The organism is Pseudarthrobacter sp. NPDC058119 (assembly GCF_042884655.1).
GTDB lineage: Bacteria > Actinomycetota > Actinomycetes > Actinomycetales > Micrococcaceae > Arthrobacter.
Genome location: NZ_JBHVTN010000001.1, coordinates 664,128 through 680,206 on the forward strand (window position 1 = coordinate 664,128; position 16,079 = coordinate 680,206).

General features: G+C 67.4%; 16 protein-coding genes. 3 read left to right on the forward strand and 13 right to left on the reverse strand.

Going from position 1 to position 16,079, the window contains the following annotated elements:
- Positions 1-63 precede the first annotated feature (63 nt).
- The 7 genes from ACFVTD_RS03120 to ACFVTD_RS03150 form a co-directional block, all read right to left on the reverse strand.
- Complete coding sequence (locus ACFVTD_RS03120) at positions 64-1,530, reverse strand: FAD-dependent oxidoreductase (RefSeq protein ID WP_387557869.1); 1,467 nt, start codon at positions 1,528-1,530, stop codon at positions 64-66.
- An 87-nt stretch (positions 1,531-1,617) separates the two neighbouring features.
- Positions 1,618-2,880 carry a uroporphyrinogen-III C-methyltransferase gene (gene cobA / locus ACFVTD_RS03125; protein ID WP_387557872.1) on the reverse strand — a complete coding sequence of 421 codons (1,263 nt, stop codon included), beginning with the start codon at positions 2,878-2,880 and terminating at the stop codon, positions 1,618-1,620.
- An 87-nt stretch (positions 2,881-2,967) separates the two neighbouring features.
- Entirely contained in the window at positions 2,968-3,096 is a 129-nt protein-coding gene (locus tag ACFVTD_RS03130) for a hypothetical protein (RefSeq protein ID WP_387557875.1), read from the reverse strand.
- 203 nt (positions 3,097-3,299) lie between these two features.
- Positions 3,300-4,265: an ABC transporter permease gene (locus ACFVTD_RS03135; protein WP_387557878.1), complete on the reverse strand. Its 966-nt coding sequence runs from the start codon at positions 4,263-4,265 to the stop codon at positions 3,300-3,302.
- The gene (locus tag ACFVTD_RS03140) at positions 4,255-4,980 is read right to left on the reverse strand and encodes an ABC transporter ATP-binding protein (protein ID WP_387451104.1); all 726 of its coding nucleotides are present in this window, start codon (positions 4,978-4,980) and stop codon (positions 4,255-4,257) included. The genes ACFVTD_RS03135 and ACFVTD_RS03140 overlap by 11 nt, the downstream gene beginning before the upstream one ends.
- A gap of 26 nt (positions 4,981-5,006) precedes the next feature.
- On the reverse strand, positions 5,007-6,137 hold the full coding sequence (locus tag ACFVTD_RS03145) for an ABC transporter substrate-binding protein (protein ID WP_387558955.1): 1,131 nt from the start codon (positions 6,135-6,137) through the stop codon (positions 5,007-5,009).
- Between the two features lie 130 nt (positions 6,138-6,267).
- A complete protein-coding gene (locus ACFVTD_RS03150; protein WP_387557881.1) occupies positions 6,268-7,434 on the reverse strand; it encodes an RtcB family protein in 1,167 nt (388 codons plus the stop codon).
- A 70-nt stretch (positions 7,435-7,504) separates the two neighbouring features.
- On the opposite strand from ACFVTD_RS03150, the gene ACFVTD_RS03155 reads away from it, so the two are divergent.
- Complete coding sequence (locus ACFVTD_RS03155; RefSeq protein ID WP_387557884.1) at positions 7,505-7,945, forward strand: SRPBCC family protein; 441 nt, start codon at positions 7,505-7,507, stop codon at positions 7,943-7,945.
- A 91-nt stretch (positions 7,946-8,036) separates the two neighbouring features.
- On the opposite strand, the gene ACFVTD_RS03160 is transcribed toward ACFVTD_RS03155, so the two are convergent.
- The 5 genes from ACFVTD_RS03160 to ACFVTD_RS03180 are packed head-to-tail and all read right to left on the reverse strand — an operon-like array spanning position 8,037 to position 13,805.
- Positions 8,037-9,443, reverse strand: a complete 1,407-nt coding sequence (locus ACFVTD_RS03160; RefSeq protein WP_387557887.1) for a sulfate adenylyltransferase subunit 1 — start codon at positions 9,441-9,443, stop codon at positions 8,037-8,039.
- Complete coding sequence (gene cysD, locus ACFVTD_RS03165; RefSeq protein ID WP_387557890.1) at positions 9,443-10,390, reverse strand: sulfate adenylyltransferase subunit CysD; 948 nt, start codon at positions 10,388-10,390, stop codon at positions 9,443-9,445. Before cysD ends, ACFVTD_RS03160 begins: the two co-directional genes overlap by 1 nt.
- Positions 10,387-11,151, reverse strand: coding sequence for a phosphoadenylyl-sulfate reductase (locus ACFVTD_RS03170; protein ID WP_387557893.1), 765 nt, complete (start codon positions 11,149-11,151; stop codon positions 10,387-10,389). The genes cysD and ACFVTD_RS03170 overlap by 4 nt, the downstream gene beginning before the upstream one ends.
- Positions 11,148-12,893 carry a nitrite/sulfite reductase gene (locus ACFVTD_RS03175; protein WP_387557895.1) on the reverse strand — a complete coding sequence of 582 codons (1,746 nt, stop codon included), beginning with the start codon at positions 12,891-12,893 and terminating at the stop codon, positions 11,148-11,150. Before ACFVTD_RS03175 ends, ACFVTD_RS03170 begins: the two co-directional genes overlap by 4 nt.
- Positions 12,894-12,947: 54 nt before the next feature.
- Positions 12,948-13,805 (reverse strand): sirohydrochlorin chelatase, encoded by an 858-nt coding sequence (locus ACFVTD_RS03180; protein ID WP_387557898.1) that lies wholly within the window; start codon positions 13,803-13,805, stop codon positions 12,948-12,950.
- 60 nt (positions 13,806-13,865) lie between these two features.
- Between ACFVTD_RS03180 and ACFVTD_RS03185 the strand changes: the two genes are divergently transcribed.
- Both ACFVTD_RS03185 and ACFVTD_RS03190 read left to right on the forward strand, forming a co-directional pair.
- Complete coding sequence (locus ACFVTD_RS03185) at positions 13,866-14,519, forward strand: trimeric intracellular cation channel family protein (protein ID WP_387557901.1); 654 nt, start codon at positions 13,866-13,868, stop codon at positions 14,517-14,519.
- Positions 14,520-14,570: 51 nt separating this feature from the next.
- The gene (locus tag ACFVTD_RS03190) at positions 14,571-14,999 is read left to right on the forward strand and encodes a hypothetical protein (protein WP_387557904.1); all 429 of its coding nucleotides are present in this window, start codon (positions 14,571-14,573) and stop codon (positions 14,997-14,999) included.
- A 116-nt stretch (positions 15,000-15,115) separates the two neighbouring features.
- Here the strand turns inward: ACFVTD_RS03190 and ACFVTD_RS03195 are convergent, their stop codons facing one another.
- Positions 15,116-15,955, reverse strand: a complete 840-nt coding sequence (locus tag ACFVTD_RS03195) for an endonuclease domain-containing protein (RefSeq protein ID WP_387557907.1) — start codon at positions 15,953-15,955, stop codon at positions 15,116-15,118.
- Positions 15,956-16,079 lie beyond the last annotated feature (124 nt).

Below are 16,079 nucleotides of genomic sequence, written 5' to 3' on the forward strand. Positions count from 1 at the left end.
TAAGCCGACTTTTAAATGCGGAACCGCAGGACCCGTAGGTCCCGCGGTTCCATTCGTCAGGTCCTAGACCTCGGCGGCGACACCGTCACGGGAAATGGAAACCATGTCCTCGCGCGGCACCACCTTGACGCGCTCACGCTTCACTTCCACGCCGTGCGAGCCGCCGGCCTCGGTAGCTGCAGCGCCGAGGGCCAGCTCGTGGGCGTCCAGTGCCAGCCAGCCTTCCCAGGTGGTGAACTTCACGCCGCGGGCATGGAGGAGTTCGGTGACGGCATCCTCGGCGGGTGCCTCGGCGACCGGAAGGTTTTCGCGGTCCTCGAGCAGGTACGTGACGGTCTCCAGGGCGTCGCCCTTGGTGTGGCCGATGAGCCCGACCGGTCCGCGCTTGATCCAGCCGGTGGCGTAGAGGCCTGGCACATGCTGGCCGGACGCATCCAGGACGCGGCCGCCGTCGTTCGTGACCACGCCCTTCTTGTGGTCGAACTCGACGTCCGGCAGGGCGGAGCCGAAGTAGCCGATGGCGCGGTACACGGCCTGCACCGGGTAGTCCACGAACTCGCCGGTGCCGCGGGCGTTGCCGGTGCCGTCCAGTTCGGTGCGCTCGAACTTGATGCCTGCCACCTTGCCGGGGGCCTCGGCGTCGTCGTAGATCTCCACCGGGCTGTGCAGGAAGTGCAGGTGCAGGCGGCGGGAAGCCTTCAGCTCGGAGAGGTCCTCGGGCTGCTCGGCGATCCAGTTGGTGAGCGTGCCCACCATGGTCTTGGTCTGGTTGTTGGTCTGGATCTGGCGGTCCGATTCCTCGTCGAATTCGAAGTCCTCCGCGTACAGGATGATGTCCACGTCCTTGGAGTGGGACAGCTCGCGCAGCTCCAGCGGGGTGAACTTGACCTGGGCCGGGCCGCGGCGGCCGAAGACGTGGACGTCGGTGACCGGGGAGTTCTTCAGGCCGGCGTAGACATTGTCCGGGATTTCGGTGACCAGGAGGTCATCAGCGTGCTTGGAGAGGACACGGGCCACGTCCAGGGCCACGTTGCCGTTGCCCAGGACTGCGATCTCCTTGGCATCCAGCGGCCATTCGCGCGGCACATCCGGGTGGCCGTCGTACCAGGAGACGAAGTCGGCGCCGCCGAAGGAGCCTTCCAGCTCGATGCCGGGGATGTTCAGGTCCGCGTCCTTGATGGCGCCGGTGGCGAAGATGACGGCGTCGTAGTGGGTCCGGAGGTCCTCGATGTTGAGGTCCGTGCCGTAGTCCACGTTGCCGAAGAAGCGGATGTCGCCGCGGTCCAGCACCTTGTGCAGGGCATTGACGATGCCCTTGATGCGGGGGTGGTCGGGGGCCACGCCGTAGCGGATCAGCCCGTAGGGTGCCGGGTAGCGGTCAAAGAGGTCGATGCTGACGGTCAGCTCGCCGCTCTTGACGGCTTCGCTCTTGGTGAGGATGTCGGCGGCGTAGACACCGGCCGGGCCGGAGCCCACGACGGCGACGCGCAGCGGACGCGCAGCAGATCCTACGGTAGTGCTGGATGACACGGCTGTGTTCCTTTTCTTCTGCATCGATTGCTGAGTAACTGCCGCTTTGAAGGCTCATAACGGCGTTTACAGAGCAATCGATGGGTTTCAGGTGGTGAGGGCGGTCTTGCGGGGGCTGTTCGGGGTGGTGGTGCTGTAGTCAGCGGTTTTGAAGTGCGACGGCGCGAACGGGCTCACGCGCACCACGTCACCGATGACGATCACGGCAGGATTTGCGACGCCGGCCGCCTGGGCCTGGTCGGCGATGGAACCGAGCGTGCCGATGGTGACGCGCTGGTCCGGCAAATAGCCGTTTTCCACGATACCAACAGGGGTGTCCTGCGGCAGTCCTGCTTCGCCCAGCGCGGACGCGGACTCACGGAGCTGGCCAACGCCCATCAGCAGGACGATCGTGTGGTCCGGGCGGGCCGGGACCTCGGACAGTTCTTCGTGACCGGTGACTACGCTGAAGCCCTTCGCCAGGCCGCGGTGGGTGACAGGGATGCCGGCGGCGGCGGGCACGGAGATCGCGGACGTCACGCCGGACACCACCTCAACCTCGACGCCGTGCTGCCGGCAGTATTCGGCTTCCTCGCCGCCGCGGCCCAGGACGCACGGGTCGCCGCCCTTGAGCCGGACCACCCGGTGCCCCTTGAGGGCCTCCTCGACGAGGATCCGGTTGATCCCGGCCTGCGGCACGGGGTGGTGGCCGGGGGTCTTGCCCACCTCGATGACGCGGACATCCGGGGCGAGTTCGTTCAGCAGTTCGCGGGGGCCGAGGCGGTCGGCGACGACGACGTCGGCCTGGCCCAGGAGCCGGCGGCCGCGGACGGTGATGAGGCCGGTATCGCCGGGGCCACCACCAACAAGGGCGACTGACCCGCGGTGCGCGCGGCGGCGGCGCAGCGGCAGGTCCCCCGTTTCCAGGGCGGTAGCCACGGCATCGCGGACGGCCATGGCGCGGCGCGGGTCTCCCCCGGCGTTGACGGCAATCTTGACGTCGTCCACCACCGCGACGGCGGGGGTCCAGGCGGCGGAGGCTTCATGGTTGGAGGCGTTGACGCACCAAATCCGCTGCGCCTCGGCGTCGGCCGATACCTGGGCGTCCACTTCCGGGGTGCCCGTTGCGGTCTGGACGAACCAGGCGCCGTCGATGTCGCTGGAGCGGTAAGGCCGCGCTTCCCAGGTGAGCAGGCCGGCGTCGGCCATTTCCTGCAGCGCGGGCGAGGCAACCGGGGCCACGACGGTGACCAGGGCACCGGCGTCGAGCAGTCCCTTGGCGCGGCGGGCAGCGACGGGTCCGCCGCCCACCACCAGCACCGGGCGGCCAAGCAGCCGCAGCGCCGTGGGGTAGATGTCCTGAATTGCCATGGATCAACGGTAGGGCGGCGTCACATCGGCCCACAAAGGGTCAGCAACACCAGTTCACGTAAGGTAACGCTGCGTCACAAAGGGTTTTCAGGTGCTGCCGGCGAGGAAACGGCCGCGGTCCCGGATCAGCCGTTCCAGGTACCGGGCCAGGATGAGGCGCTCGACGGCGCGGCCCAGGACTCCCAGCGGGGCGGTGAACTCCACCCGGTCGGTCATGGTGCCAGTCTGCCACTCTTCTCTGCTGCCTCGGGCCCCGTCGTGGGGCACTTTGGCGGGCTTCGGCGTCGCAATGGCCTGCTTTCCCGGCGTGTCCGTGTCGAAGTGCCCCGCGATGGTTCGGGGCAGCGTCAGGGAACGGCAGAGCCCGACGGCGGGAGGTCGCCGTCGGGCTTTCTGCAATGGTTGGGTGCCGGCGGGGGCTAGCGGGTGCTGCCGGACAGGAGGCCCCGGCTGCGGAGGAGCCGCTTCTCGATGGGGCCGAAGACCAGCAGCTCAATCAGGATTCCCACCGCCAGGATCAGGAGGATGGCAGCCATGACCACGGCCATGTCCGAAAGGGTCCGGCCCTGGTCCAGCAGCGAACCCAGGCCAAAGCCGATGGTGCCGCCCACCGCGATGATCTCGGCGGCCATGAGGGAACGCCAGGAGAAGGCCCAACCCTGCTTCAGGCCGCCGAGGTAGCCCGGCAGCGCGGCCGGAAGGACAATCTGCAGTGCCATCTGGAGCCGGGACGCGCCGAGCACGGTGCCCACCCTGCGGTACTGCGGCGGGATCTGGTCCACGCCGGAGATGAGCCCGTTGATGATGGAGGGGATGGCGCCCATGAACACCACGAAGTAGACAGTGGCATCGGTAAGGCCGAACCAAATGATGGCCGCGGGGACCCAGGCCACCGAGGGCAGGACCTGCAGGCCGGAGATCAGCGGGCCGAAGGCTCGCCGCAGCGGCGCCACCTGGGCCAGGAGCAGCCCCACCGGCGTGGCGATGGCCACCGAGATGAGGAAGCCCACCACGCCCCGCTGAAGTGACGTCCAGACGGACTCCTGCAGCTTGCCGTCGCTCCAGAGGACGCCCAGCTGGCTGAGGACGTCCAGCGGACCGGGCACCAGGTCGCGGCGCTTGACGCCCAGCGAGACGTAGAACTGCCAGACCAGCACCAGGACCACCAGGGCAGCCACGGGCAGGAGGATCCGGCTCCAGTCGATCCGGTGTTTCCGGTCGGCGTCGGACTGCAGCGAGTCCAGGCCGGATTCAAGCTCCCGCAGGTCCTCGTTGCCACTGGACGTCCGGGTCAAAGCGGCATGGACGTGACGGGTTTCAGCGGGTGTGGTGTCGACAGGCTCAACCACCGGCTCCTCCTCAACCAGGGGTGGGTTACTTGGCATGGCGGCGAATCTCCTCCCGCAGCCGGGCAGTGATGACCCCGGTCAGCTGGCCGGCGAGCCCGGCGTCGGTTCGGTGTTCCTCGGTGACGGACCATTCCTGGACCACCCGTCCGGGACGGGAGGAAAGGAGCAGGACGCGCTGTCCCAGGCGGACGGCCTCGCGGACGTTGTGGGTCACGAAGACGATGGTGCGCCCGGTTTCCTTCCAGATCCGTTCCAGCTCGTCGTGCAGCAGGTCGCGGGTGATGGCGTCCAGCGCCGCGAACGGCTCATCCATGAGCAGCAGCTGCCGGTCCTGGGCCAGGGATCTGGCCAGGGAAACGCGCTGGCGCATGCCGCCGGAGAGTTCGTGGGGGCGCTTGTCCCCGGCCGAGCCCAGGTGCACCAGTTCCAGGAGTTCCTGGGCCTTGGTGCGGCGTTCGGCCTTGCCCACGCCGCGGAGCTTGAGGGCCAGCTCGATGTTCTCCCGTGCAGTCAGCCACGGGAAGAGCGCAGCGTCCTGGAACATGAAGGCCGCGCCGTCGCTTGGCACTTCGAGTGCGCCCGACGTCGGCGCTTCCAGTCCCGCGATGATGTTCAGGAGGGTGGATTTGCCGCAGCCGGAGGCACCGAGGAGGGCAACAAACTCGCCCTGCTTGATGTTGGCGTTGACGTCGTCCAGTACCGGGGCGCCGTCGCCGAAGCGCTTGCCCAGGTGTTCCAGTACGACTGGCATGGTGGCGTCCTTAGGTAGTGGGTGGGTCAGTCCTGGCCGAGGCCGGCCGAGGAGATCTTGTCGGCGCCACCGGTGACCTGGTTGAGCGCACGGAGGTCGAAGAGCCCGTTGATGTCGGCCTTCTTGGTGGTTCCCGCATCCACGCCGTCCTGCAACAGCTTGGGGTAGCTGCCGGCCAGCGGGTCAAGGGTGAAGGTGATGTTTGCCAGCGACCTGGTGAGGACATCGTTGGGCAATGCTGCACCGGCGGATTCCTGCAGTGCGGCGTTGATGAGGTTCGCTTTCTCATCGGCAGGCGCGGAGTTGAGCCAGGCCACGGATTCGGCGTTGCCCTTGAGCAAGGCCTTGACGGTGTCCGGGTGGTCTGCGGCGAACTTCTGGTTGACGATCAGGATGGTGGTGGGAAACTCTCCGGGCTTGCCGGTCCCGGTGCCGTCCCACAGGTCTTTCTCATCCACCAGCACCTTGGCGCCGGCCTGGAGCACCAGGCGGGAGGCCCACGGCTCGGGCAACCACGCGCCGTCGAGCTTTCCGTCCTGGAACAGCTTGAGCGTCTGGGCGTTCTCGGTGGGGTTGATGGCGACGTCGCCGCTGCCGTCCACGCTGGTCTTGTACCCCTGTTTCGAAAGCCAGGCGCGGAGCGCGACGTCCTGGGTGCCGCCCAGCTGCGGCGATGCGAGGGTCTTGCCCTTGAGGTCCGAGGCGGAGGTGATCTCCGGCTTGACCACCAGCTGGGCACCGCCCGCTGCAGCCCCGGCAATTACCCGGACGGACTCGCCCTGGCTCTTGGCGAAGGAATTGATGGCCGGGTTGGGGCCGATGTAGGCGGCATCGATGGCTCCCGCGTTCAGGGCTTCGATGGCGGCCGGTCCGGCGTTGAAGGTCTGGGTGCTGAGCTTGGTGCTGCCCAGGGCCTGCTGGAGGAATCCTTTTTTGACGCCCACCAGGGCCGGGGCGTGCGTGACGTTGCCGAAGTAGCCAAGCTTCAGCTCGGCCGCAGGGCTTGTCTCCGCGGCCTGGGCCTCGGTGTTGCGGGACACGTTCGAGGCCACAATGGCGCCGACGGCGATTAGGAGGACCAGCCCGATTGCCAGGGCAGCTTCGATGGCACGCTTGCGCTTGGGAACCGCGCTTTCGCCTGCCACGATGCGGGTCATCCCGGGCTTGGAACTAGTCATTGTTTCACCATAGGGAGTGGCCCAAACCCGTTCAATGACGCGGAAACGGGGGGTCACGCACGTTCATCCGGCGTCATATTTCGCCGCACCGCCGCCGGGTTTCGCGGATTCAGTTCCCTTTGACGTTGACCAGCTGCCGCAGTTTGTGCCGCACCGTGACCAGGTCCGCTGCGTCCTGCATGACCTGGTCGATCGGCTTGTAGGCGGCCGGGATTTCGTCGATGAAGGCCTCGGATGCCCGGAATTCGATGCCGCGCATGGCCCGCTTCAGTTCTTCCAGGGTGAAGGTCCTGCGCGCGGCGTTGCGGGAGTATTCGCGGCCGGCCCCGTGCGGGGACGAGTTCAGCGACGCCGGGTTGCCGCGGCCTTGCACAACATACGACGCCGTCCCCATGGACCCGGGGATCAGTCCGGGATCGCCGTGGCCGGCTTTGATGGCACCCTTGCGGGACACCCACACCGGCTTGCCGTAGTGCGTCTCCTGCTCGGTGAAGTTGTGGTGGCAGTTGATCCGTTCAAGCTCACGCACCGGGCCACCCACCCAGCGGCTGAACTGGTAAGCCACCCGGTCCATCATTTCTTCCCGGTTGAGCAGGGCGAAGTGCTGGGCCCACCGCAGCTCGGCGATGTACCGCTCGAACTGGGGCGTCCCCTCGTCCAGGTAGGCCAGGTCCGGGTCCGGCAGGTGGATCTGGTGCTTCCGGGTGACCTGCCGGGCCACCTGGATGTGGTGCTGGGCGATCCTGTTGCCGATGCCCCGCGAGCCCGAATGCAGGAACAGCCACACGCCGTCGTGCTCATCTGCGGAGACTTCGATGAAGTGGTTGCCCGAGCCCAGGGAGCCCAGCTGGAGCTCCCATGCCGGCACGTACGCGGCCGGGTCGAAACCCGCGCCGGCGGCAAGGCGCCGCAATTCGGAGAGGCGGGGTTCCGCCGTCGGCAGCATCTGCTTGTTGTTGTGCCCGGCGGAGAGCGGAATGACCCGCTCGATGTCCTCGCGGAGGCTCTTCCGGTCCTTCGGCAGGTCCTTGACGGTGTACTGGGTGCGCACCGCGATCATGCCGCAGCCGATATCCACGCCCACCGCCGCCGGGATGATTGTCCGGAGGGTGGGGATGACCGAGCCCACGGTGGCGCCCTTGCCCAGGTGCGCGTCCGGCATGAGCGCCAGGTGCGGGTAGATGAACGGCAGGCTTGCGGTCATCACGGCCTGTTCGCGGGTCTTCTCGTCCAGGATGGACGCCCAGTTGAGGAGCTTCGGGTTGATGGTCTCCATGTCCGCCTCCCAGGTACCACCGCTAACGTGGTTGCAGGCTATTCCCGCACTCTACCGAGGAGACGCAACCATGGTGAACGTCCTGACCGAGATAGTCATCAACAGGCCGCGCGCCGATGTGGCGGAGTACGCAGCCAACCCGGACAACGCGCCGAAGTGGTACGTGAACATCCACAGCTCGCAGCGGCTCAGCCCGGGCCCTTTGGACGTTGGCTTCCGGGTCGCCTTCGCCGCGAAGTTCCTGGGCCGGGAGCTCAAGTACACCTACGAGTTCGTGGAGTACGTCCCCGGCGAAAAGCTGGTGATGAGCACGGCCCAGGGCCCTTTCCCCATGCAGACCACCTACACCTGGACGGACGACGGCGGCGGCACACGGATGTCCCTGCTCAACAGCGGGAGCCCCTCGGGTTTCTCCCGGCTGGCGGGGCTGGTCATGGAGCCAATGATCCGGCGGGAAACCCGGAAGGACCTGCAGAAGCTCAAGGCGATCCTCGAGGCGCCCCGCCGCTGAGGCTTCGCCGAAAACGCGAAATCGCTGGAACGCTGCGGGGACGCCGTAGTTTTCCGGCGATTTAGCAGCGTTCCAGCGATTTCGGTGATGACTAGATGCTGTAGCGCTCGTCCTCGTGGTCGCCCGGGTGGTCCTTGACCAGGCCGGCGGCCAGCGTGTTGCCGTCCAGCGGGTCGATCACCAGGAACGCTCCGGTGCGGCGGTGGTGCAGGTAGTTCTCCAGCGGCAGCGGCGCGGCGAGCCGGAGCTGCGCGTGGCCGATGTCGTTGAGTTCCAGGCTGGAGGCACCCTCAAGCTTGAAGGTGGCCAGGTCCAGCTTGCCGGAAACGTTGCGGACCAGCGCCTGGACGGTGCGGGTACCGTGCTTGACCAGGACCTTCTGGCCCTCGCGCAGCGGCTTCGGGGAAAGCCAGCACAGGGCCGCGTACAGGTCGGCGGAGGCTTCGCGGACGGTGCCAGCGGCGGCGATGGTGTCACCGCGGGCGACGTCGAACTCGTCCGCCAGGCGGATGGCCACGGACTGCGGCGCGGCAGCTTCCTCCAGCGACTTCCCGGCGAAGTCGATGCCCACCACCGTGGTGGTGCGCGGGGACTGGCCCGGCGTCAGCACGGAGACCTGGTCCCCCACCTTGACCGAACCCTCGGTGATCTGGCCGGCGTAAGCGCGGTAGTCACGGTAGGCCTCCACATCCAGGCCGGCGGCCACGGCGTCGGGAGCCAGGGCACCCTGCGGCCGGACCACCAGCTGCACCGGGAAACGGAAGCTCTCCAGGTGGCTTTCCAGTTCGTCGGCGGCGGGCAGGGTCTCGAGGACCTCCAGCAGCGCCGGTCCGGTGTACCAGGGGGTCCGCTCGGAGCGCTCCACCACGTTGTCCCCGTCGAGTGCGGACACCGGGATGACCAGCAGGTCGCTGATGCCGTCGGAGCCGAGGCCCAGCTCGCGGCCAACCTGCTGCACGTCGGCTTCGATGTCTCGGAACACGGACTCGCTGAAGTCCACCAGGTCGATCTTGTTCACGGCCACGATCACGTGCGCCACGCGCAGCAGCTGCAGCACGGACAGGTGCCGGCGGGTCTGCTCCAGGACACCCTTGCGGGCGTCAATGAGGACGACGACGGCATCCGCAGTGGACGCGCCCGTCACCGTGTTCTTGGTGTACTGCACGTGCCCGGGGCAGTCGGCCAGGATGAAGCTGCGCTGGTCCGTGGCGAAGTAGCGGTAAGCCACGTCGATGGTGATGCCCTGTTCCCGCTCCGCGCGGAGGCCGTCGGTGAGGAGGGCCAGGTCGATCCCGCCCTTTTCGCCGCCGAAGCCACGGTCCGCGGAGGTGCGGGCGACGGCGTCGAGGGTGTCAGCGAGGATCGCCTTGGAATCGTGGAGGAGACGGCCCACCAACGTGGACTTGCCGTCGTCGACCGATCCGGCCGTGGCGAAACGGAAGAGGGTGGTGGGCAGGGCTGTTTCCAGGTCCGCCGGGAGAACTGCTTCGGTGGTCATTAGAAGTACCCGTCCTTCTTGCGGTCTTCCATGGCGGCCTCGGAGATGCGGTCATCCGCACGGGTGGCGCCACGTTCGGTCAGGGTGGAGGCGGCAACTTCGACCACGACGTCGGCCACGGTGAAGGCGCTGGACTCCACGGCACCGGTGCAGGACATGTCGCCCACGGTGCGGTAGCGGACGGTCTTGGTGATGACGTCCTCATCGGGGCGCGGCTGGGAGACTTCACCCACTGCACGCCACATGCCGTCGCGGGCGAAGACCTCGCGCTCGTGGGCGTAGTACAGGCCGGGCAGCTCGATGTTCTCGCGCTCGATGTAGCGCCAGATGTCCAGCTCGGTCCAGTTGCTGATGGGGAACGCGCGGACGTGCTGGCCCACGGTGTGGCGGCCGTTGTACAGGTTCCACAGCTCGGGGCGCTGGTTGCGCGGATCCCACTGGCCGAACTCGTCGCGCAGGCTCAGGATGCGCTCCTTGGCGCGGGCCTTGTCCTCGTCGCGGCGGCCGCCGCCGAACACGGCGTCGAACTTGTTCTGCTGGATGGCGTCCAGCAGCGGGACGGTCTGCAGCGGGTTGCGGGTGCCGTCGGCACGCTCGGCCAGCTCGCCGCGGTCGATGAATTCCTGCACGGAGCCCACCACGAGCTTCAGGCCAAGCCGCTCAACGGTGCGGTCGCGGAAGTCGATGACCTCGGGGAAGTTGTGGCCGGTGTCCACGTGCAGCACGGGGAACGGGACCTTGCCCGGCCAGAACGCCTTGGTGGCCAGGTGCAGCATCACCACGGAGTCCTTGCCGCCGGAGAACAACAGCGCAGGCTTCTCGAACTCGGCCACAACCTCGCGGATGATGTGGATCGCTTCGGACTCAAGGGTGTCCAGGCTGGAGAGGCGCGTTGAGACGGCGGAGTCAGTCACCTGGGTGGTCTCCTCGGTTAGTGATGTGCTCATACGTGAAGTCCGCATTCTGTCTTGTCGGAACCAGCCCAGCGGCCGGCGCGGGGGTCCTCGCCGGGCGCCACCTTGCGGGTGCAGGGCTGGCAGCCAATGGAGGGGTAACCCTGCGAAAGGAGCGGGTTGACGGGCAAAAGGTTGTCGTCCGAGTACTGGACCAGCTGGTCGAACGTCCACGCAGCCATGGGGTTGACCTTGACCAGGCCGTTCTTCTCGTCCCAAGTGACCAGCGGCGTGTTGGTCCGGGTGGGGGCTTCGTCGCGGCGGACGCCGGTGAACCAAAGTTCGTAGCCGGCCAGGGTGCGCTGCAGCGGAGCCACCTTGCGGAGGGCGCAGCACTGGGCAGCGTCACGGGCAAAGAGGTCCTTGCCGAGGAGCCGGTCCTGCTGCTCCACCGTGGTCTCGGGAAGGACGTCCACCACGTTGACGCGGAGGTTCGCGGCCACTTCATCCCGCGTGGCGTAGGTTTCCGGGAAGTGGTAGCCCGTTTCCAGGAACAGGACGTCGACGCCGGGCATCTGGTCCGCGACGAGTGCCGGCAGGACGGCGTCGGCCATGGAACAGGCGACGGCCACCGCAGGCAGGTCGAAGTTGCGCTCCACCCAGGCGATCACGTCGCGGGCAGGTGCGTCCCAGCCGAGCTCGGCAGCGCCGGCCTCGGCAAGGGCCTTGAGCTCTTCCTTGGAGCGGAGGCTCGTTGGGACCGGGGTTTCGACAGGCTCAACCACCGGGTCGATTCCAAGTGCGTGCTTACTCACTGGAGTGCCTCCTCGTCTGCTGCGTGGGCCCATTCGGCGAAGGTCTGGCCCTCGGCGCGGTCGGCCACGAACCGGCGGACTACGCGCTCCACGTAGTCCGGCAGGTCCTCGACGTAGACCTTCAGGCCGCGGACGGTGCGTCCCAGCCCGGCTTCCTCGCGGTGGTTGTTGGCCAGCCCGCCGCCCAGGTGGACTTGGAAACCCGGGGAGGGATCGCCGTCGGGCGTTGGCAGCATCATGCCCTTGAGGCCGATGTCCGCCGTCTGGATGCGGGCGCAGGAGTTGGGGCAGCCGTTGATGTGCAGGGACAGTGCGGCGGGGAGCTGACCCGAATCCGCGAGGTCTGCCAGGCGGCGTTCCAGCTCGGCAACCGCGCTGGCGGCGGTCACCTTGGTTTCGACGATGGCCAGCTTGCAGTACTCGATGCCCGTGCAGGCGATGGTGCCGCGGCGGAACACGGACGGGCGGGCAGACAGGCCCAGGGCGTCCAGCTCCGACACCAGCGGCTCCACCTGGTCCTTCTCGACGTCCAGGACCACGAGCTTCTGGTGCGGGGTGGTGCGCAGCCGGTAGGAGCCGCGGGCTTCCAGGGTGTCGGCCAGCTTGACCAGGTTCGAGCCGGACAGCCGGCCCGCGATCGGGGTGGCGCCGATGAAGAACTTGCCGTCCTTCTGTTCGTGCACTCCCACATGGTCGCCGGGGGTGGCGGGCTTGGGCGCGGCGGGACCATCGGCCAGTTTGTAGCCCAGGTATTCGTCCTCCAGGATCTGGCGGAACTTCTCGGGACCCCAGTCGGCCAGCAGGAACTTCAGGCGGGCCTTGGTGCGCATGCGGCGGTAGCCGTAGTCGCGGAAGATGCTGGTGACTCCGAGCCACACGTCGGCGGCCTGCTCCGGCTTCACGAACGCGCCGAGGCGCTTGCCGAGCATCGGGTTGGTGGACAGCGCACCGCCCACCCAGAGGTCGTAGCCGGCGCCCAGTTCAGGGTGTTCTATGCCTACGAACGCGCAGTCGTTGATTTCGTGGACCACGTCCTGGCTGGGGTGCCCGGTGATGGCCGTCTTGTACTTGCGCGGCAGGTTGGACAGCAGCGGGTTGCCGATGAACCGCTCCCCCAGCTCGGCGATGAGCGGGGTGGGGTCGATGATCTCGTCCTTGGCGATGCCGGCCACGGGCGAGCCCAGGATGACGCGGGGCACGTCGCCGCAGGCTTCGGTGGTGGACAGGCCCACGGACTCCAGCCGGTTCCAGATCTCGGGGATGTCCTCCACCTGGATCCAGTGCAGCTGGATGTTCTGGCGGTCGGTGAGGTCGGCGGAGTCACGGGCGAAGTCGACCGAGATCTGGCCGATGACGCGCAGCTGTTCGGTGGTGAGCGCGCCGCCGTCGATCCTTACGCGGAGCATGAAGTACTTGTCCTCGAGCTCGTGCGGCTCCAGGGTGGCTGTCTTGCCGCCGTCGATCCCCTGCTTGCGCTGGGTGTACAGGCCCCACCAGCGGAAGCGGCCGTGCAGGTCCTGGCTGGGGATGGCGTCGAAGCCTTCCTTGGCGTAGATGGACTCGATACGCTCGCGGACGTTCAGGCCGTCGTCTTCCTGCTTCCAGGTTTCGTTGGCATTCAGCGGCGTCTTGCCGTCCACTTTCCACTGGCCGTGCGGCTTCGCGGCGGGACGGGACGGGCGGGCGGGGCGCTTGGGGGCAGCGGAGTCCGCGGACGCTCCGGCTAGAGCTGTATCAGTCATGCAACGACTGTAGGGCGCCCTCGAATAGCGTCACAAAGGCCCGGAAACGCTAAGTCACCTAGGGAAATATTTCGTCACGAAACGCCGGAGGGCCTTGAAGAAGCCACCACGCTGTGCATCTCCGGGTGTCTCGTTTGGCGTTCCAAGGGGGGCCGTAGCGGGTGCTTCCGCGGGCGTTTCATCCATGGCGGCGACGGCGGCGTCGTACCTGTCCAGCGCGATTTCGGCGAGCACGCGGGACGGCAGCAGGGGTTCGGTTACGACGTCGGCCCCCGCCTTTCCCAGCTGGTCGTGGAAGAAGCCCGGCGCGAGGAGGTAGGAGGCAACCACCACCCGGCCGCCGACGTCGACAGCCCCCGCGGACTCCCCCGCGCCGGCACCCCCCGCGAGTTCCCCGCGGAGCATCGCGACGGCGTCGGGCACTGACGGCTGGGCCGAGGCGCCATAGGCGGCCACCATCCGGTTGGACCGGAGCTGCCGCAACTGGTCCAGCAGTTCCTCGACGCTGACCGCGGCATTGGGATTCGACGAGCCCGCGGCAGCCAGGACGACGACGTCGTTGTCGGTGGTGCCGGCCTCGCGGAGCCGCTGGTCCAGCAGGGCGGCGAGGCGCGGGTCTGGCCCCAGCGGCGCGGCGGCGGCACTGCCGGGGCGGCTCTTGACCGCACGCGCAATGTCCACCTTCACGTGGTAGCCAACGCTGAGCAGCAGCGGCACCACCACCGCAGCCTTGTCCGCGGGCAGCCCCGCCACCACGTCCACCAGGTCCGGCTGCTGGACATCGACATAGGCCTCACGGACATCAAGGCCTGGCCGGAGTTCCGCGATGGCGGCACGCAGGGCGTTGACCTGTGCGGCCCCCTGTGTGTTGGACGTCCCATGGGCACAGGCGATCATGATGGGGCTGTTCATAGGGGCTAGCGTAACGTTGGAGCCGCCCTGTCCGCCCTCTTTGAAACCGCAGGACGCCCCATGACATTCGCCTTTGACAACTCCCCGGTGTGGCTGGATCTGCTGGGCGTGTTCTTCTTCGCCGTTTCGGGCTCACTGCTGGCGGCACGGAAGCAGATCGACATCGTGGGATCACTGCTGCTGGCCTCACTGGTGGGCCTGGGCGGCGGCGTGATCCGCGACATCGTCCTGGGCATCGTCCCGGCTGCCTTCACCAATCCGGCGTACCTCGCGCCGCCACTGCTGGCCATGGCATTGGTGTATTTCCTTTTCTCCAGCGTCCAGCGCTACACGTCGCTCCTGACCCTGTTCGACGCCGCCGGCCTGGCACTCTTCTGCATGACCGGCACGGTCAAGGCCCTCGCCACCGGCCTCAACCCGGTGGCTTCCGTGCTGCTCGGGGTGACGACGGCCGTGGGCGGCGGACTGCTTCGCGACATCACCGCCAATGAGGTGCCGGAGCTTTTCAACCCCAAGGACATCTACGCACTGCCCGCGTTCGTGGGTGCCTCGTTCACCGCCGCGCTGTGGGTCCTGGGCGTGTTCAACGTGTTGACCGCCGCCGGCATCGCGGCATTGGTTTTCACGTTCCGCGTCCTGGCCTGGCGGCGCTCCTGGCAGGCGCCGCTGGCCGTCCGCGGCTGGCACCGCCGGCCAAGCGATTCGGGGCTGTGACGTTGGTTTCCATGTCATTTTGGGAGCCCCTGGATTAGCTAGGATATGAGCATGACTGACATGTTCCTCGAGAAGTTCCGTGCGCTTGTTCCGAAGTATCTCGAGGATGAATGGCAGGAAGCCGATGGCCTGACCCCCGAGGAGCTGGACAAGGCCTTGGCCGACCACCAGTTCGAGATCCCCCTGGTCCTGCGCGAGTTCTACCTGGCCCTGGGCGGCTGCGAGGACCTGATGGAGGCCTACCACTACTTCTGGGATCCCGACGAGCTCGAAGTCGACGACGAAGGTTTCCTCATGTTCCTCGAGGATGAGGAAGAGGAATACACCTGGGGCTTCCGCGTGGGCGACCTCGGTATCCCGGACCCCATTGTGTACCGCCGCAACAACGCCCGCGGCCAGTGGAAGTCCGAGGAAGGCACCTTCTCCGAGTTCGTCTTCGACATGTTCGAGTGGGCGTTCGAGGACGAAGAGGAAGAGTAAGCCTTCCCGCCCTTGGGCTTCGCGGCCGCGGTCCTGGGGCACTTTGGCACGGACACGCCGCGATCCCAGCCCGTTGCGCCGAGCCATAGGCCCAAAGTGCCCCAAAACTGCCGGACTCACCGCACGCTGAAGGCTCCCCGCCGGCACTGTTCCAGCACTGCCAAGATCTGGTCCACCATCCGCTCGGGATGGTGGACCACATCCGCATAGCTGTACCTAAGGCAGAGACGTCCGCCAACCACAGTGGCGTTGTTCCGCGACCTGTCCTTCTTGACCTGCTTTGCCTCCAGATGGGTGGCCCCGTCGGTTTCCACTACCAGGCAATCCTCAATCAGGAAGTCCACTTCCCCCACGCCCGGGAGCTCCACGTGCCGCCGGACATGGAGGCCGGCCCTGTGGAAGTGGTAGTTGGCCAAGACCTCCAGGAGCGAGTCGGCCCGGGGAATGACGTGATCCAGGACTGACCGGGCGCGGGCGTTGCGGTTTCCGGGAAGCTTGCGCCGCAGGAAGTCCACCGTCACATCTCCCCGCTGCGTGGCGCACTGGACCATTACCAGCGCCTCCAGTTCCGGCAGGCAGTGCAGGGCATGGATGAGGACGTCCGCCAGGCCTGCCACCGGCAGCCGGGGATGGACCGGGTGGCGGATCCGGCCGTGAGCAAGGGTGCCGGGCACTGTCTTCTTGTGCCCAGGGCACAGATGGACCACGCCCGCCTTCTCCAATGTCCACAGCCGATAAACGGGGGCAGCGGAAAGGCAGGTCACGAGCGCATTGTGTTGCAGCGCAAGGCCGAGCACGCCGGCCTCCGCTGGCAGGCCATAAACACCACGCCGGACCCGCACGATGCGGCCCTCTACCAGGAACTTGTCCACCCGCGTCCTGGGGAATCCGGCCCGGTGAAGTGCTGCCGCCCGGGCCGCCCCTCCCCGGTGGTGAAGAAAAGCCTCGATATCCATGGTTTAGAGGTCACCCGACCCGCGCTGGAGGCGCTAGTTCCGGGCAGCGCCATGTGGAGAACGTGCCGTCGCGGGGCACTTCGACACGGACCCGCCGAGTGTTCAGCCCTGCCCGCAGGGTACG

Bases quoted from the DNA above. Each gene is read 5' to 3' on its own strand.
- ACFVTD_RS03140 (WP_387451104.1), bottom strand. From the start codon at position 4,980: ATGCCAGTCGTACTGGAACACCTGGGCAAGCGCTTCGGCGACGGCGCC.
- ACFVTD_RS03150 (WP_387557881.1), bottom strand. From the start codon at position 7,434: ATGGAGACCATCAACCCGAAGCTCCTCAACTGGGCGTCCATCCTGGAC.
- ACFVTD_RS03175 (WP_387557895.1), bottom strand. From the start codon at position 12,893: ATGACTGATACAGCTCTAGCCGGAGCGTCCGCGGACTCCGCTGCCCCC.
- cobA (WP_387557872.1), bottom strand. From the start codon at position 2,880: ATGGCAATTCAGGACATCTACCCCACGGCGCTGCGGCTGCTTGGCCGC.
- ACFVTD_RS03135 (WP_387557878.1), bottom strand. From the start codon at position 4,265: ATGCCAAGTAACCCACCCCTGGTTGAGGAGGAGCCGGTGGTTGAGCCT.
- ACFVTD_RS03180 (WP_387557898.1), bottom strand. From the start codon at position 13,805: ATGAACAGCCCCATCATGATCGCCTGTGCCCATGGGACGTCCAACACA.
- cysD (WP_387557890.1), bottom strand. From the start codon at position 10,390: ATGAGCACATCACTAACCGAGGAGACCACCCAGGTGACTGACTCCGCC.
- ACFVTD_RS03185 (WP_387557901.1), top strand. From the start codon at position 13,866: ATGACATTCGCCTTTGACAACTCCCCGGTGTGGCTGGATCTGCTGGGC.
- ACFVTD_RS03130 (WP_387557875.1), bottom strand. From the start codon at position 3,096: ATGACCGACCGGGTGGAGTTCACCGCCCCGCTGGGAGTCCTGGGCCGC.
- ACFVTD_RS03145 (WP_387558955.1), bottom strand. From the start codon at position 6,137: ATGACCCGCATCGTGGCAGGCGAAAGCGCGGTTCCCAAGCGCAAGCGT.
- ACFVTD_RS03190 (WP_387557904.1), top strand. From the start codon at position 14,571: ATGACTGACATGTTCCTCGAGAAGTTCCGTGCGCTTGTTCCGAAGTAT.
- ACFVTD_RS03160 (WP_387557887.1), bottom strand. From the start codon at position 9,443: ATGACCACCGAAGCAGTTCTCCCGGCGGACCTGGAAACAGCCCTGCCC.
- ACFVTD_RS03195 (WP_387557907.1), bottom strand. From the start codon at position 15,955: ATGGATATCGAGGCTTTTCTTCACCACCGGGGAGGGGCGGCCCGGGCG.
- ACFVTD_RS03155 (WP_387557884.1), top strand. From the start codon at position 7,505: ATGGTGAACGTCCTGACCGAGATAGTCATCAACAGGCCGCGCGCCGAT.